Origin of the sequence: Synechocystis sp. PCC 7509 (assembly GCF_000332075.2) — a bacterium.
Taxonomy (GTDB): Bacteria; Cyanobacteriota; Cyanobacteriia; order Cyanobacteriales; family Chroococcidiopsidaceae; genus Aliterella.
Map to the genome: position 1 here is coordinate 2,702,048 of NZ_ALVU02000001.1, position 16,037 is coordinate 2,718,084.

18 protein-coding genes are annotated in these 16,037 nt (G+C 43.1%); 10 read left to right on the forward strand and 8 right to left on the reverse strand.

Annotation, left to right across the window (positions count from 1 at the left end):
- The first annotated feature begins 3 nt into the window (after window positions 1-3).
- The 5 genes from SYN7509_RS0213485 (at window position 4) to SYN7509_RS0213505 (ending at window position 4,593) form a co-directional block, all read left to right on the forward strand.
- A complete protein-coding gene (locus SYN7509_RS0213485) occupies window positions 4-642 on the forward strand; it encodes a Uma2 family endonuclease (protein WP_009631371.1) in 639 nt (212 codons plus the stop codon).
- 43 nt (window positions 643-685) lie between these two features.
- Window positions 686-2,077: a sensor histidine kinase gene (locus SYN7509_RS0213490; RefSeq protein ID WP_009631372.1), complete on the forward strand. Its 1,392-nt coding sequence runs from the start codon at window positions 686-688 to the stop codon at window positions 2,075-2,077.
- Between the two features lie 78 nt (window positions 2,078-2,155).
- On the forward strand, window positions 2,156-2,542 hold the full coding sequence (locus tag SYN7509_RS0213495; RefSeq protein WP_304412698.1) for a MerR family transcriptional regulator: 387 nt from the start codon (window positions 2,156-2,158) through the stop codon (window positions 2,540-2,542).
- Window positions 2,543-2,600: 58 nt separating this feature from the next.
- Complete coding sequence (locus SYN7509_RS0213500) at window positions 2,601-3,599, forward strand: zinc-dependent alcohol dehydrogenase family protein (RefSeq protein ID WP_009631374.1); 999 nt, start codon at window positions 2,601-2,603, stop codon at window positions 3,597-3,599.
- Between the two features lie 13 nt (window positions 3,600-3,612).
- Window positions 3,613-4,593, forward strand: a complete 981-nt coding sequence (locus SYN7509_RS0213505; protein ID WP_009631375.1) for an aldo/keto reductase — start codon at window positions 3,613-3,615, stop codon at window positions 4,591-4,593.
- Between the two features lie 128 nt (window positions 4,594-4,721).
- On the opposite strand, the gene SYN7509_RS30150 is transcribed toward SYN7509_RS0213505, so the two are convergent.
- Window positions 4,722-4,892 carry a hypothetical protein gene (locus tag SYN7509_RS30150; RefSeq protein ID WP_158506153.1) on the reverse strand — a complete coding sequence of 57 codons (171 nt, stop codon included), beginning with the start codon at window positions 4,890-4,892 and terminating at the stop codon, window positions 4,722-4,724.
- Between the two features lie 55 nt (window positions 4,893-4,947).
- On the opposite strand from SYN7509_RS30150, the gene SYN7509_RS0213510 reads away from it, so the two are divergent.
- The 3 genes from SYN7509_RS0213510 (at window position 4,948) to sixA (ending at window position 7,989) form a co-directional block, all read left to right on the forward strand.
- Window positions 4,948-6,027 carry an NADH:flavin oxidoreductase/NADH oxidase gene (locus tag SYN7509_RS0213510; protein ID WP_009633231.1) on the forward strand — a complete coding sequence of 360 codons (1,080 nt, stop codon included), beginning with the start codon at window positions 4,948-4,950 and terminating at the stop codon, window positions 6,025-6,027.
- Window positions 6,028-6,222: 195 nt separating this feature from the next.
- Entirely contained in the window at window positions 6,223-7,494 is a 1,272-nt protein-coding gene (locus tag SYN7509_RS0213515) for a DHH family phosphoesterase (RefSeq protein ID WP_009633232.1), read from the forward strand.
- Window positions 7,495-7,989, forward strand: a complete 495-nt coding sequence (gene sixA / locus SYN7509_RS0213520) for a phosphohistidine phosphatase SixA (protein WP_009633233.1) — start codon at window positions 7,495-7,497, stop codon at window positions 7,987-7,989.
- A gap of 31 nt (window positions 7,990-8,020) precedes the next feature.
- Here the strand turns inward: sixA and SYN7509_RS25920 are convergent, their stop codons facing one another.
- From SYN7509_RS25920 to SYN7509_RS0213555, 7 genes are all read right to left on the reverse strand, one after another.
- Complete coding sequence (locus SYN7509_RS25920; protein ID WP_009633234.1) at window positions 8,021-8,398, reverse strand: hypothetical protein; 378 nt, start codon at window positions 8,396-8,398, stop codon at window positions 8,021-8,023.
- Between the two features lie 17 nt (window positions 8,399-8,415).
- Window positions 8,416-9,309: an ABC transporter permease gene (locus SYN7509_RS0213530; RefSeq protein WP_009633235.1), complete on the reverse strand. Its 894-nt coding sequence runs from the start codon at window positions 9,307-9,309 to the stop codon at window positions 8,416-8,418.
- Window positions 9,310-9,345: 36 nt separating this feature from the next.
- Complete coding sequence (locus tag SYN7509_RS0213535) at window positions 9,346-10,365, reverse strand: ABC transporter ATP-binding protein (protein WP_009633236.1); 1,020 nt, start codon at window positions 10,363-10,365, stop codon at window positions 9,346-9,348.
- Window positions 10,366-10,429: 64 nt separating this feature from the next.
- Complete coding sequence (locus SYN7509_RS0213540) at window positions 10,430-10,645, reverse strand: DUF6887 family protein (RefSeq protein ID WP_009633237.1); 216 nt, start codon at window positions 10,643-10,645, stop codon at window positions 10,430-10,432.
- Window positions 10,642-10,818, reverse strand: a complete 177-nt coding sequence (locus tag SYN7509_RS31335) for a DUF6888 family protein (protein ID WP_432205686.1) — start codon at window positions 10,816-10,818, stop codon at window positions 10,642-10,644. Before SYN7509_RS31335 ends, SYN7509_RS0213540 begins: the two co-directional genes overlap by 4 nt.
- A gap of 84 nt (window positions 10,819-10,902) precedes the next feature.
- On the reverse strand, window positions 10,903-11,844 hold the full coding sequence (locus SYN7509_RS0213550; protein ID WP_009633239.1) for a heme o synthase: 942 nt from the start codon (window positions 11,842-11,844) through the stop codon (window positions 10,903-10,905).
- A 54-nt stretch (window positions 11,845-11,898) separates the two neighbouring features.
- Window positions 11,899-12,822, reverse strand: coding sequence for a COX15/CtaA family protein (locus tag SYN7509_RS0213555; protein WP_038020944.1), 924 nt, complete (start codon window positions 12,820-12,822; stop codon window positions 11,899-11,901).
- A 368-nt stretch (window positions 12,823-13,190) separates the two neighbouring features.
- Between SYN7509_RS0213555 and SYN7509_RS0213560 the strand changes: the two genes are divergently transcribed.
- Window positions 13,191-14,258: a cytochrome c oxidase subunit II gene (locus SYN7509_RS0213560; protein ID WP_009633241.1), complete on the forward strand. Its 1,068-nt coding sequence runs from the start codon at window positions 13,191-13,193 to the stop codon at window positions 14,256-14,258.
- A gap of 23 nt (window positions 14,259-14,281) precedes the next feature.
- Entirely contained in the window at window positions 14,282-16,024 is a 1,743-nt protein-coding gene (ctaD, locus tag SYN7509_RS0213565) for a cytochrome c oxidase subunit I (protein ID WP_009633242.1), read from the forward strand.
- The last annotated feature ends 13 nt before the right edge of the window (window positions 16,025-16,037 follow it).

Consider the following 16,037-nt stretch of genomic DNA (forward strand, 5'->3'; position numbering starts at 1 on the left):
TGTATGAATGAACTACAAATAAAATTACCAATAGATACTTGGATTGACTGCACTTGGAAAGAGTTTAGCCAGCTTATTCAAGCGCCAGAGTATGAAAAGGCTAAATGTTACTACGACAATGGACAGTTAAGGATTGAAATGCCACCAGTTGGATCTGACCATTCCCGCGATAACGGAATAGTTGTAACTTTAGTCAATCAGTTTGCGATCGCTAAAAACATACCATTGAATTTACTGATTAACTGTAGCTATCAAAAACCAGGGGAAAAAGAAATTCAGCCAGATGTATCTTACTACTTGGGAGAACGAGCTAAGTTAGCTCCTACAGGAAGCTCAGTAGCAAATCTCGATAATGTAGCACTCCCCGATTTGGTGATTGAAATTGCCAATACTTCCTTGGCTGACGATTTGGGACAAAAACGTTTAATTTATGAAGATTTAGCCATTGCTGAATACTGGGTAGTAGATGTTAACAAGGCGCGAGTTACTGCCTTTAAAATCGTTCCTAGTGGTGGTAGTCAAAGAATTAGCAAGTCTGTGGTATTGCCAAACCTAAAATTCGCCTTACTCGAAGAAGGTTTACAACGTTCCCGTCAAACCGATCATACTTCTGTTGCTGCTTGGTTTTTAACCTATATTTGAGCAAAATTGCTAGGCTATTTACCAATGTTGCCAAAATAAACTCATGCTCTGTACTCAAGAGTTGTTAAAGCTAGAGTTGTTTCAAGTATTGCCTACTGAGCGAATAGATTGGGTATGTGATCGCGCTGAAGCGATTGAAGTGAAAAAGGGAGATGTATTAGTTCGAGAAGGGGATTCATCGCTGGGCTTTTATATTTTAACGGAGGGACGCATTGGGGTAACTCGTCACAGTGAAGGTGTGGAAATGCCCATCGGACAAATGGAAGCACCAGCATTTTTTGGGGAAACGCAGATTCTTACAGGCGAATTAGTCCCAGTTACGTTACGAAGTTTTACCGATGGTCGCTTACATCGACTTAGTGAAGAAGATTTCTTGAACTTATTGCATGAGTGTCGCGCTTTTGAAAGAATAATTTTTCAAGCTGTAACAGCACGATCGCGCGGGTTAGAGTCTTTTATCCGCAGTCGGGAAAAAATGGCAGCTTTGGGAACTTTGGCGGCGGGACTTGCTCACGAACTAAATAACCCCGCCGCCGCCCTAGTACGCGCTCTTAAAGACGTGACTCCGGCTTTAATTGAATTGCAACGGATGAATTTAGTTACTGGACAAGCAGGGCTTAGTGAGGCAGAAATTAAGCAATGGACTGGGGTACGCGATCGCGGTTATGAGGCAATTGTAAATCGGCTAGTCGATCCTGTAACACTAGGCGATCGTGAAGATAAGCTTTCACACTGGCTAGAAGACTACGGAATTGAAGACGCTTGGAACTTAGCAACACCCTTAGCCGAATCGGGGATTGAGATTAAGACTTTAGAACAATTAACCGCACCCTGGCGCAACGATCCCACCGAACTAAAAGACATGGGGGTGCGCTGGCTAGGACTATCTTTTGAGGTTATGTCTACTATTAAAGGCGGCTTACGGAGTGCTGAACGGATTTTGGAACTGGTGCAATCGATGAAATCTTACTCTCATCTTGACCAAGGAGCGCAACAACTTGTAGATATCCATCAAGGAATTGAAGATACGCTGCGGCTTTTTTCCTGCAACCTAAAGCAAGGCGTTACGGTGAAACGGTCGTATGACAACACAATTCCCAAAATTTTGGCGTATGGTAGCGAATTAAATCAAGTTTGGACAAATTTAATTGATAATGCCGTTGATGCGATGGATAACAAAGGCATTCTCGAACTAGCCACTAAAAATAAAGGCAACTTCTTAATAGTCACAATTACTGATTCGGGTACGGGAATTCCTGAAGAACTGCGATCGCGGATTTTTGAGCCATTTTTCACCACAAAACCCGTAGGTAAAGGTACAGGACTAGGATTAGAGATGGTGCGCCGCATTGTCGAAAATCGACATCACGGCTCAATTACTATAGACTCTAACCCTGGTAGAACTAGCTTTAACGTGTGTTTGCCTTTGCCTTAATAAATTTTGCTTGACACTTTTACTCAAAACTTATTACCATCAAGTTAACGTTAACGTCAATGTTGTTGACCAAGCAAAGTGACCGATAAGATGCGGATTGGAGAATTAGCAGCAATTGCTGGGGTAACTCCAAGAACAATTCGCTACTACGAAAACTTAGGGCTATTAAGTCCTAACGAGCGGGAAGGCAAAGGTTTTCGGTATTATACGCAAACTGAAGTTGCCAAACTGCAAAAAATCGATTGTCTGAAGTCGCTGGGATTGACACTAGAAGAAATTACCACCGTTATTGACTTGTATTTTGAAGACCGGACAGGTATAAAAGGTAAACAGAAAGTGTTAGAAATTCTGCAATTTCATCTCCAAGAAACGGATGAAAAGATTGCCGCCCTGGGAAATTTTCGTTCGGACTTAGAGACAAATATCCTTAGAATCAAGCAGCAAATTAAGGAACTTAGCAGCTAGTAATTTTTTTGAGGGCAAACTGACGTTAGCGTTAAGGTTAATAAAAGGTAAAGTACCAATGAAAGCATTTGAGATTCAAAACAGCTTCGGCTTAGACTCTCTAAAACTCATAGAACGACCCGATCCAAGTCCAGGATACGGACAAGTATTAGTTAAATTGCAGGCAGTTTCCTTAAATTACCGGGATTTAATGGTAGTAAAGGGCTTGTATAATCCCAACTTACCATTGCCGTTAATTCCTTTTTCGGATGGAATGGGGGAAGTTGTGGCGCTAGGAAAAGGGGTAATGCGAGTAAAAGTAGGCGATCGCGTAGCGGGGATATTTTTTCAAAAGTGGCTAAGTGGCAAATTTACCGAAGCAAAAGCGCAATCGGCATTAGGTGGAGTGATAGATGGTTTACTGGCAGAGTATGCAGTGTTAGACGAGGATGGAGTTGTTCCTGTACCCGAACATTTGACCGATGTTGAAGCAGCTACCTTACCTTGTGCGGCGGTGACAGCTTGGAATGCTTTAGAAGGAAACGTAAAAGCTGGGGATAGCGTTTTAATTCAGGGTACAGGGGGAGTTTCGATATTTGCCTTACAGTTTGCCCAAGTATTAGGAGCAAAAGTTATTGCAACTTCCAGCAGCGACGAAAAGCTAGAAAGATTGCAAAGCTTAGGAGTCACAGAAACCATTAACTACAAACAAACACCAGATTGGGGTAAAAAAGTCCAAGAAATAACTGGAGGCGTTGATCATGTAGTAGAAGTAGGCGGCGCGGGGACATTAAACGAGTCGTTAAAGGCGGTTGGTTATGGGGGACAAATTAGTATGATTGGCGTTTTGACAGGTGGAAAAGGAGAAATTAGTACCGGATCTATTTTAATGAAAAGCGTGAGAGTGCAAGGTATTTATGTAGGTTCTAGAGAGATGTTTGAGGACATGAATAGAGCTATAGCCTTGCACAAAATTCGTCCAATATGCGATCGCGTGTTTCCCTTAGAATCTGCCAGAGAAGCCTTGACATACATGGAAAGTGGCGCACACTTCGGCAAAATTTGTATTCAACTTTAAGAGGAGTAAATCAATGAAACAACGTAAACTAGGCAATCAAGGATTGACCGTATCGGAACTAGGACTTGGATGTATGGGGATGTCCGAGTTTTACGGAAAAAGAGACGAAAGCGAATCTATAGCGACAATTCACCGCGCTTTGGAATTGGGAGTAAATTTTTTAGATACCGCAGATATGTATGGACGGGGTGAAAACGAGGAATTAGTGGGGAGAGCGATTTCTCAGTATCGAGAGCAAGTAATACTGGCAACAAAATTCGGCATTCAACGGGGCGAAGACAATAGCTTTCGGGGAATTAGTGGAAGTCCTGAGTACGTTCGTAATGCTTGCGAAGCATCCTTAAAGCGTTTGAATACTGACTATATAGATTTGTACTATCAGCACCGAGTAGATCCCACCGTGCCAATTGAAGACACTGTAGGGGCAATGGCGGAACTTGTAAAGCAAGGGAAAGTACGTTACGTCGGGTTATCGGAAGCCAGCGCCGCCACAATTAGACGGGCTGCAAGCGTGCATCCAATTAGTGCATTGCAGTCAGAGTATTCATTGTGGAGCAGAGATATAGAAGACGAGATTATCCCCACAATTCAGGAATTGGGAATTGGGTTAGTAGCGTATAGCCCGTTAGGGAGAGGATTTTTGTCAGGAACAGTAACAAGCTTGGATGATTTAGCCGCCGACGATTACCGAAGAAACTCGCCAAGATTTCAGGGAGAGAACTTCAAAAAAAACTTGCAATTAGTAGAAAAAGTTAAAGAGATAGCGATAGAAAAAGGAGTAACCCCAGGACAACTAGCATTAGCGTGGTTGCTGGCAAAAAGTAAAGAAATTGTGCCGATTCCCGGAACAAAACGTCGTATTTATTTAGAGGAAAACATAGCTGTCACCAAAGTTGAATTGACAGCAGGGGAATTACAGAGTTTAGAAGAAGTAGCGCCAAAAGATAGTGTAATGGGCGATCGCTACTCAGACATGAGCGCAGTAAACGGTTAAAGCCCAAAGCACCGAAAGACCAGACTTACAGAGAACTCCCGTACCCACCAAAAAAAGAGGTCTATTGCCGACATTTGCCGTACACCAAGACAAGACCCTTGCTACTCAGACCTGAGCTTAGTAAACGGTTAAAGCACCAAGACACTACTAAAAACCAGAATTACAGATAACTCCCGTACCCACCGAAAAAAGAGGTCTATTGCCGACATTTGCCGTACACCAAGACAGAACACTTTTGCAGGGGGTTTGGGGGAGGCAACTCGTCCCCCAATGGGGGGTTTGGGGGGCAGACCCCCCATATTCGGTTTTTCCTAAGATAAACCTTGTAAAACAAACCCAAACACAAAAAGAACAATGACAAACCTATTCGATCCTTACAAACTCAAAGACATCACCCTCCGCAACCGCATCGGAGTTTCCCCAATGTGCCAATACAGTTCTATTGATGGCGTAGCCACAGACTGGCACTTAGTAAACCTAGGTTCTCGCGCCGTAGGGGGAGCAGGACTTGTTATCGCCGAAGCCACCGCCGTAGAAGCAAGAGGAAGAATATCACCAGGAGATGCCGGAATATGGGCAGACAAGCACGTAGAACCACTGTACCGCATCAACAAATTTATTAAAGAACAGGGAGCAGTCCCAGCAATTCAAATTGCCCATGCCGGGAGAAAAGCCAGCACCGCGCGCCCTTGGGACGGCGGACACTCCCTCAAAGACGACGAACAAGGATGGGAAACCATAGCACCAAGTGCGATCGCCTTTGGGGAAGAAATATGGCGTATTCCCAAAAAAATGACCATGGAAGACATTCTAGAAGTACAAAAAGCCTTTCGTTCTGCCACTGTGAGAAGCCTAGAAGCAGGTTACGAGTGGTTAGAGTTACATTTTGCTCACGGTTACCTAGGACATAGCTTTTACTCACCACTATCAAACAAACGCACCGACGAATACGGCGGTAGCTTTGAGAATAGAATTCGGTTTATTATTGAAACCACCCGCGCCGCCAGAGAAGTTTGGCCCGAAAGATTGCCATTTACTGCCAGGTTATCCTGCTCAGATTGGGTAGAAAAAGGCTGGACAATAGAAGACTCCGTAGAACTCGCCAAAAAACTCAAAGCCGAAGGAGTAGACTTAATTGATTGTAGTTCTGGCTTTAATTCTCCCGACTACAAAAACTATCCTATTGGGCCCGGTTGGCAAGTACCATTTGCCGAAAAAATCCGCACCCAAGCCCAAATAGCCACCGCCGCCGTAGGTTCGATTACCGAAGCCAACCAAGCCGAACAAATTATTCAAAGCAACCAAGCAGATATTGTACTTTTAGCAAGAGAAATGCTCCGCGATCCTTACTGGTCGTATCATGCAGCTTTACAACTGCAACCAAAAGAAACCGCCAAAGCCTTATTACCCGTTCAATACGGAGGGCGAGTATAAAACGAGATTGTAGGCAATAAGATTTGTATTGCCTACAATTTTTTCCCTAAAAATTCTATCTTAAGAAATATCTTGGTATGGAGGATGTTGAATTGCTAATTATCTGTAAAGATCGTAATGTGTGGCGCAAATTGTTAAATTGTTTATTTCTATCTTTTTTTTAAATTCCTCCTCACATCCACGAACTAAACTGATATGCACTCAAACTCCTTAAAAGTATTCGATCATCTACCAATAACTTTAGAGCCAATTCCAAAAGATAATATCGATATCCAACCGAATACTGACTTTCTACAATCCACACCACCAGCTAATATTGAAACTGCGTCTCATACAGGACAGCGTTGCAGCTTATTACCCAGCCAGAAAATAGACGCGCTTCGGCAAACCTTTGAAAGACATCAACACGATCGCCAGTTAGTAATTCTCCAAGATTTTCCCGATCCTGACGCTCTATCCTGTGCTTGGGCGTATCAACTAATCGCCGAACAATACGATATTCAGTGCGATATTGTCTATGCTGGTACTTTGAGCCATCAAGAAAATATTGCCTTAGTTAAACTGACAGGTTTACCCGCCCAACGGTGGACGCTACAAAACGCTAAAAACAAAGACTTATCGGTTTATAATGGTTACGCGCTTATTGATAACCAGGGAACAACTAGCCAATTAATGCCCTTGGTACAAGAAGCAAGAATTCCCTTAACAGTATTAGTAGATCACCATAGCTTGCAAGGCGAACTTAAAGCTGAGTTTAGCGACTTGCGCCCCTCAATTCGAGCTACTGCAACAATTTTTACTCAATACTTGCAGGCGGGATTGCTGACTTTAGATAGTAGTATCAACAATCACGTCAAATGTGCTACAGCTTTAATGCACGGTTTGCGATCGGATACTAATAGACTGATGCAAGCTCAAGAAGAAGACTTTTTAGCTGCGGGTTATTTAAGTAGGTTTTACGACTCTCAATTACTCAACGCCGTACTCCAAGCAAATCGCTCTAAACGAGTAATGGATGTAATCGAGCGCAGTCTGAAAAATCGGATTGTGCAAAATAACTTTTCTATTGCTGGCGTTGGTTACTTGCGCTACGAAGACCGCGATGCAATTCCCCAAGCGGCGGACTTTTTAGTTACTGAAGAAAACGTCCATACGGCGGTAGTTTTTGGCATCGTTCACGATGAAGATGAGGAATTAGAAGTTGTAATTGGTTCTTTGCGAACTACTAAACTAACTCTCGATCCCGATGAGTTTATTAAAGAAGCCTTTGGGCAAGATAGCCAAGGGCGATTTTTTGGCGGTGGACGTACTGGAGCGGGTGGGTTTGAGATTCCAATGGGCTTTTTATCTGGCTTTAATGAAAATTCTGCTTATGCGCGGATGAAGTGGGAAGTGTTTGACGCTCAAATTAAGCAAAAATTGTTGAGGTTAGTTAGTCCTAGAGATAATCCAATTCAAACCGAGTAAATGGAACTATATTTAATTCGTCACGGTATAGCCCAAGAAAGAAACTTGACAATTAATGATGACGATCGCACTTTAACAAAAGTTGGGCAAGATAAAACAAAAGAAGTCGCCAAACGTTTGTATAACTTGGGTTTGCACTTTGATGTAATTTTAACAAGTCCGCTCGTGCGAAGTCTTCAAACGGCGGAGATATTTAGCTTTTTGCAGCCAAAAGGCGAATTGCAAGTATCTACCGATCTTGCCCCCAATGGCAACATTCATGCTTGGCTCAATTGGCTAGAAGTACAACAATATCCATCAGCTACCAAACTAGCCTTAGTTGGTCATCAGCCAAATTTAGGGGAATGGGCATCAATGCTTGTTTGGGGGGAAGCTAGGGAAGCTTTGATTTTAAAAAAAGCCGGAATTATTGGTTTAAATTTACCAACAATGCGATCGCCTATCGGTAATAGTCAAATGTTTTTGCTGACACCACCTAAATTTTTGGTGGGTTAGTAGGGGCGCAATGTATTGCGCCTCTACTATTCTATCTATCTAGATTAATCTGTAACGACGGTGTAGTAGTTGTAGTTTTACTGTCTATCGTACCAACTTGATTGGGATTTTGAATACGCTGCTGTTGTTTTTTTCTAAACTCCGCCGCCGCATCGTTTAAACTTTGATTTTTTTCAGTGTTAAATTCCTCGGCGCTACGGGAACTTCCTAGTTGAGCGCGATGGATCAAATCAAACAAACTCCCCGTAGGATTATCATTTCTAGAGGAAAAAGGATCGCCCTGTTGGGGTTGAAAGTCTTGTAAAGGATTGACATCAGTTGATTGCGCCTTGGCTAATTGGGGCGTTATTAACGTAAAAAAGCCTAAAGCGGCTATAGCGACAAGTGGTAATTTAGCTGTAAGTTTCATAAGTTTTTAGAAGGTTGCTAAGAAAGTGATTTCTTTAATAGAGGTTGAATGCTAATTAACGCTATAAAACTAAAGCCTAGCAAAACTAGCATCGCTCCGCCAAAACTAACAGATGCCCAAGGAGTTTGCATTACTATACTATTCAAAGCCCAATCGTTATTTAGGTACAAGTAACGAATCGGCTCAATGGCATAGCTGAGAGGATTTAGACTTGCTATTACTTGTAACCATTGAGGCATAAATGATAATGGTGCAAGGGCGGTACTGGCAAATAATAAAGGTAAATTCGTTACAAAGATAACGGCAATTAATTCAATATGTCCGGGTAACGCAAAAGCTAAACCCAAACTAATAGCTGTTACGCCCAATGCTAGTAAAAAGACCATTAAGGCGATCGCACTTAACCCAGCTAGATTCGGCAAACCCGCCCCTAATAAGGCTGCTGCACCCACAATTACCGCCGCTTGCAACAAGCTTTGACTAACAATAAATAAAGCTGAAGCTAGAACAATAGAGTATCTAGAAGCTAAAGGCGCAACTAATAAGCGGTTCAAAAAACCAAACTCGCGGTCAAACATTACAGGTAAACCCGCATTTAAAGCCCCCGCAAAAGCTGTAAACACAATTACCCCCGCACCGAGAAACTGTCCGTAACTGTGACTGTTGCCAAATAATCCTGATGGCGCATTTTGAAATAACGCCCCAAATAAAACTAGCCACATTACAGGCTGAATAATTCCAGCGACTAAAGTTGATGGGCGACGCTGCAATTGAATAAACAAGCGGCGAGTTAAAGCTAAAGTTTCTTGAACTAAATCGGCAAAACCGTTAGAGCTTGCAGTATCTAATTGAGAAAATGCTCCTGGTTGAGCAATTATTTGAGGCTTAGGAGGTGTAATCGTACTACTCATTTATAGTTATCTCTACTTAGGAAAAACTTTTATCATCTACTTCATATTTTGCTTGCGTTCTGCTTTCAAATCCCGACTACCTGCCGCCGCAAGCTCTGCATCCATCAACGTGCGCCCCGTAGCTGCTAAGTAGACATCATCTAAACTAGGGCGCGATTGGGCAATGCCAAAAGTAGGTAAACCCGCCTCAAGTAGCGATTTTTGGATACTACTTAGTGCGTCCGCTTGGGGAGTAACGACTAAGTTTAAAGAATTACCTTGAGCGCTATTGATTATTACTTCTTGCACAAAAGGTAAGGCTTGCAGTAAATCTTTGGCTTTCTCAGCTTCAGGATTTGAGGAAAACTCTCGGATACGGAGTGTAATGCGATCGCCTCCTAGTTTATCTTTTAATTCTGTGGGCGTTCCTGCCGCAATTACCACACCGCGATCGATAATGGCTACTTTGTCGGCTAAAGCGTCAATTTCTTCTAAATAATGACTGGTAATTAATACTGTAGTTCCGGCGGCTTTGAGTTGGCGCAAAAAGTCCCACACTACAAAGCGGCTTTCAATATCTAACCCTACCGTTGGTTCATCCAATACTAAAACATCGGGAGCGTGAAGCAATCCGGCGGCTAAATCTATACGTTTTTTTACCCCACCAGAATAAGTACCAGTACGTTTATCCGCCCATTCCCCTAAACCTAATAAGCCGATTACGTCATTAATGCGTTGTCTTGCGGACTTATTGGGCAAATGATACAGCGATGCTTGCAATTGCAAGAGTTCTCGCCCTGTTAATACCTTATCTAAAGCTACTTCTTGAGCTACATAACCTAATTTTTGCCTAGCAATTCTGGGATTATCAACAACGGAAACACCCGATACTTCAACCTTTCCCGCGTCTGGAGTAGATAATGTACACAATACGCGCAAAGTTGTGGTTTTTCCTGCTCCATTTGGACCTAAAAGCCCAAATATTTCCCCTGGCTCAATTTGCAACGAAACATTTTTAACTGCTTCTACTGAGCCATAGCTTTTCTGTAAGTTTTCAATTTTTACGGCGGGAGCCATCAGCCTTTCTCCCTAAATATACATTTCTAAACAATTTCTATTTTAACGGGATTGGATATTTAATTTACGCTTTTTCTTTTCCGCCATCTTGACGGAGCTTGTTAAGAAACTCAGGAATATTGTCTAAATCTTCCACTGATGTTAAAGCTGGAAACGTTAACCAGTTGGATTCTACTCTCAATTTTTCAATATAAGCACTGACAACTTCGCTATCTTCTCGATGCTGAAGCAGGTAATCTCGCAATTCTTTTTTATTCATTGATTCAAAGTTTGGCTTCATAGTTCAAACCTCCATTTACCAGTACGATCGATCAAGATTTGCATTTCTTCGCCTGCTAAAATAAATACTTCACCCGTAGGCTTATCTAAACAGACAAGATAAAGAGGACGGTACATCATTGTCAGCCGTTGGCAAAGAATAAAACAAGTTAGTATCTGAGCATCTGTAGGAATAACTGTCTATCCTTAATATTTTAGATTTATTTTTTATGTAGAGCGATCGCACTTCCAAAATTAAAAGCGCGATCGCATCTCTCATTAAAAGGCTGTGGCTATTGCATTAACCAAGTAATGAGTAAAAGGTAAAGAGTCTACAATCATCGCCGCGCAAAGAGCCATCATGTAGATAATTGAGTAAAAGAACAAACTTCTAGCTAATTCTTTACTATCAGGTTCAAGCCGCAACGCCCAAGCTTTTTTGATAAAAATAGTTGCCAAAAATGCCGCCAAAGCGCCGTAAACTATCCCAGAAACATTTAAGGGATAAATGAGCAAAAAAGTAGCAGGGATCAAAACCAAGGTATATAACCAAATTTGCTTAGTAGTCTCCTCATTACCTGCAACCACAGGAAGCATCGGTACGCCAACTTTGGCATAATCATCGCGGATCATTAACGCCAGCGCCCAAAAATGGGGAGGAGTCCACAAAAACACGATCGCAAATATTACCCAAGCCGCCCAACTCAACGTACCTGTAACCGCCGCCCAACCAACTAAAGCAGGAATTGCCCCCGCCGCGCCACCAATGACAATATTTTGGCTGGTATGGCGTTTGAGCAAATGCGTGTAAATAGCCACATAGAAGACGATGCCAGACATCGCGAGTAGTGCGCTGAGTAAATTGGCAAATACTGTAAGTAGAGTAAAAGAAAGTATGGTCAGAGCGATCGCAAATATCAACGCATCGCGCGGCTGTACCTTACCGGAAGGCAAAGGACGATGGCGGGTACGTTCCATAGCATAATCAATATCGCGATCGTAAATGCAGTTAATAGTTTGAGCCGCCGCCGCCGCACTTGTACCACCACTAAGAGTTACTAGCAGCAATAAAGGATCTACTTCTCCGTTGCTTGCAATCCACATACTACTAGCCGTCGTGATTAACAATAGCGGGATAATTCTCGGCTTTGTCAACTGGTAGTAGCTGCGAACAACTTCGGCAAAATTTTCATGGCGGCGAGAAATGCTAGTCCCGATCATGCTCACACTCAATCCTTAATCATTGAAACAACAAACAGAAAGTAAATATCTAAATCAACGTGCTGTCACCAAAGAAGCGCGATCGCGCCATCCCAAAACGGCAAAAGTAACAAGAGATCCTAATAATGCTGCTCCTACAACTTGATGAGCTACTGTTAAAGGCTCTATTTGGAGATGTAAGCGCAAGGTAGCAATCCCTAACAAAATTTGCAATAGTAATAACCCACCCGCCATATTAGCCAATAGCCGTAAAGTGGGGTGTAAAGCCGGAGTTCGCCAAGACATCCACACTACAGTAATGATCGCCAAACTAGGTAAGACTACAAAGCCGATATGACTGTACATCACACTACACAAAGCTTTAACTGTTAAACACTGATGCAGCGCCCACCGCGACGCAACCAAAGCGCCGAGCAAACTTTGCAAATATATTAAAATCGCTGCCGTAAAGCCCAGCCAAGGCAATTTACCCGCCGTCCCCGTCCCTTGATACGGAGTTAGCGCCGTACCCATAACTAACAGCGTGATAAAAAATAATAATGCCGTGCCTAAATGGGCAGTTACGATATCAAAACGTAGTAATTGCGTAACTGTTAAGCCGCCGAGTACGCCTTGAAACATAATTAAACCCAAGGAGAAAGTAGCCGCCCAAGGTAGCCAATTGGGTAATTGACGGCGATTCCACCAAGAAGTAACGGTTAATGCGATCGCTCCCACCCCAATTAACGCCGCATCTAAGCGATGAAACCACTCTAAAAATACTTGTAGATTCATTTGCGCTCTTGGCACGAGCGTACCGTAACACAAGGGCCAATCAGGACAAGCTAAACCTGCATTCATCACGCGGGTAGCGCTACCAATTGCCATCAAAATTAGCGTAGCAATACACAACTTCCATACCCAGCGCCGGATTCGATCTTGCGGCGTTGAGCGGTTTTGCCTCTCAGCGCTAGTTTGCGGAACAATAAATTCTGTCATGGACGATACCTTCTGCCCATCTGTATAAGCCATTAAAGTTTATTATTTTAAGATTTCTGGCTTGCTTCCACCCTAACGCATAGTCTTTGAGAGGGTAAAAATTTATTTTGATTTTAAAGCTTTAATTTGCAGCTATTCAGGATCTTTTATATTTGCCTGCCTCCTCTAGGGCTGTAAACAATCTTTGCGTTTCTTAACAATAGCTCAAAGCAAGAGTTAGTAGGAGAGACAGGAAAAAAAAGTAGCGATCGCCAAGAAAATCAGTAAAAAGTATTTTAACCAACTCACTAAGCCCAATAGCTGCACTAACGTGGTAAGTGAGTAAAACTAGAAATAGTAGTAAATTCGTAAATATAAATTACAGACCCGTGAAAATCCCAAGTTCTATTTGGACTTTACTTATAGGCATCGTACTGACCTTATTCAGCCTCTGGTATGGTCAAAATCATGGACTACTACCCGTTGCTGCTACCGATGAAGCTGTACTTGTAGACGGTCTGTTTAATACGATGATGACCGTATCTATCGGTCTATTTTTGCTAGTTGAAGGCATTTTAATTTATTCAGCATTTAAGTATCGCCGCACTCCTGGCGACAACACCGACGCAGCGCCAGTATTTGGCAACGTCCCCTTAGAAATTCTCTGGACAGCAATTCCAGCGATCGTTGTACTAGGCATCTCAATTTATAGCTTTGATGTTTACAACTCCATTGGTGGGTTCGATCCCCACGATATGCAAGCAGCAACCCAGTCTCAAGCTGTGAAAATGCCTGGAAGTGCGATCGCGGCAACATTGAGCGACAACGCCAATCAACAAAAGTCTGACGCAGCGATGCAAGACCCCGCAACAGCAGCCGTTCGCAACTCAGACCAAATTCCGCAAAAAAATGATGCCCCTGGTTTAGGGATTGTTTCGCCCACTATTGGCGCAAGTCCAGATCGAGAAGGCAAGTCACCAGAATTTGCCGTAAACGTTACCGGGATGCAGTACGCCTGGATTTTTACCTATCCTGATACGGGAATTGTTTCTAGCGAACTGCACGTACCGATTGGGCGAGAAGTAATCGCCAACATGAGCGCCAACGATGTAATTCATGCGTTTTGGGTTCCAGAATTTCGTTTAAAGCAAGACGTGATCCCCGGTCGCCAGACTTCAATCCGCTTTACTCCCCGCGTGGAAGGAACTTATCCTTTAATTTGTGCGGAACTATGCGGACCCTATCACGGCGCTATGAATACTAAAGTTATTGTCGAACCGCAGCAAGTTTTTGACCAGTGGGTAAAAGAGCAGCAAGTCGCCCAGGTAGATACATTGAATAGCGCGATCGCTCTTAATCCTACAGAAAAGTCACCCAACGACTTTTTAGCACCTTATACTAGCGATTTGGGCATCAATTCAGAAATGCTTAACCAAGTTTCTAGCCACCACCACTGATGCAAAATTTGACATAAATTTCTATGACTCAAGCACAGTTACAAGAAAGAGCCAACATACCCGCTCATAATGAAGACGCAGCCAATAGAAATTGGCGCGATTTCTTTACCTTCAACACCGACCATAAAGTAATTGGCATTCAGTATTTAGTTACAACCTTTGTCTTTTACTGTATCGGTGGATTGATGGCGGATTTAGTTCGCACCGAATTAAAAACCCCAGACCTAGATTTTGTCAGCGCCGAAGTATACAACAGCTTGTTTACACTCCACGCTACGGTAATGATTTTCCTCTGGATTGTTCCCGCCGGAGCAGGATTTGCTAACTATCTAATTCCGCTCATGATTGGGGCGAAAGATATGGCATTTCCCAAGTTAAACGCCGTAGCTTTTTGGATGGTTCCCCCAGCAGGATTATTGCTAGTTTCAAGTTTAGCTATTGGCGATGCGCCCGACGCTGGTTGGACTTCCTACCCGCCTTTGAGCCTAGTAACAGGGCAAGTAGGCGAAGCCATCTGGATTATGAGCTTGCTATTACTGGGGACATCCTCAATTTTGGGTTCGTTAAACTTCCTAGTTACACTGCTGAAAATGCGAACCCCAGGAATGGGAGTATTTCAAATGCCCTTATTTTGTTGGGCAATGTTTTCTACTTCTGCCTTAGCTTTGTTATCAACTCCGGTATTAGCTGGCGCTTTAATCTTGTTGGCGTTTGACTTGCTGGCGGGGACAACGTTTTTTAACCCCACTGGTGGCGGCGACCCAGTAGTTTACCAACATATGTTTTGGTTTTACTCCCACCCCGCCGTATATCTGATGATTTTGCCGTTTTTTGGGGTAATTTCGGAAGTTATACCAGTCCACGCGCGTAAACCCATATTTGGCTACAAAGCGATCGCTTATTCCAGTCTAGCTATCAGCTTTTTGGGCTTAATAGTCTGGGCGCACCATATGTTTACTAGCGGTATTCCCGGCTGGTTGCGGATGTTTTTCATGATTACCTCCATGATTATCGCCGTACCTACAGGCATTAAAATATTTAGCTGGTTGGCGACCTTGTGGGGCGGCAAACTCCGCTTAAATAGTGCTTTATTGTTTGCAATGGGCTTTGTGGGAATCTTTGTAATTGGTGGAATCAGTGGCGTAATGTTAGCTGCTGTCCCCTTTGATATCCACGTCCACGATACTTATTTTGTAGTCGCTCACCTGCACTATGTACTGTTTGGCGGTAGTGTATTAGGCATCTATGCAGGTTATTACCACTGGTTTCCGAAGGTTACAGGGCGGATGATTAACGAATTTTGGGGTAAAGTTCATTTTGCCTTAACAATCGTTGGTCTAAACCTTGCCTTTTTACCCATGCACAAATTAGGCATGATGGGTATGAACCGCCGGATTGCCATGTACGATCCCAAGTACGAAACGCTAAATTTTATCTGTACAATGGGCGCGTATTTGCTGGCAATTTCTACTTTCCCCTTCATAATTAATGCAATTTGGAGTTGGCACTACGGGCCAAAAGCTGGCGATAATCCTTGGGAAGCCTTAACTTTGGAATGGATGACAACTTCACCTCCAGCCATTGAAAACTTTGATGGGTTTCCTGTACTAGCTACCGGCCCTTACGACTACGGCATGAACAACAAAAAAGCTGTAGATGTACCATTAGCCGATGAACGAGAGCCAGCTTTAGCAGCAGGGCCAAGCTCTGTATTACGAGCCGATCCCGATCCCTCTGTGGCTGCTAATCCAGAAGATCGCAAATAAATAAAAGCTAAAA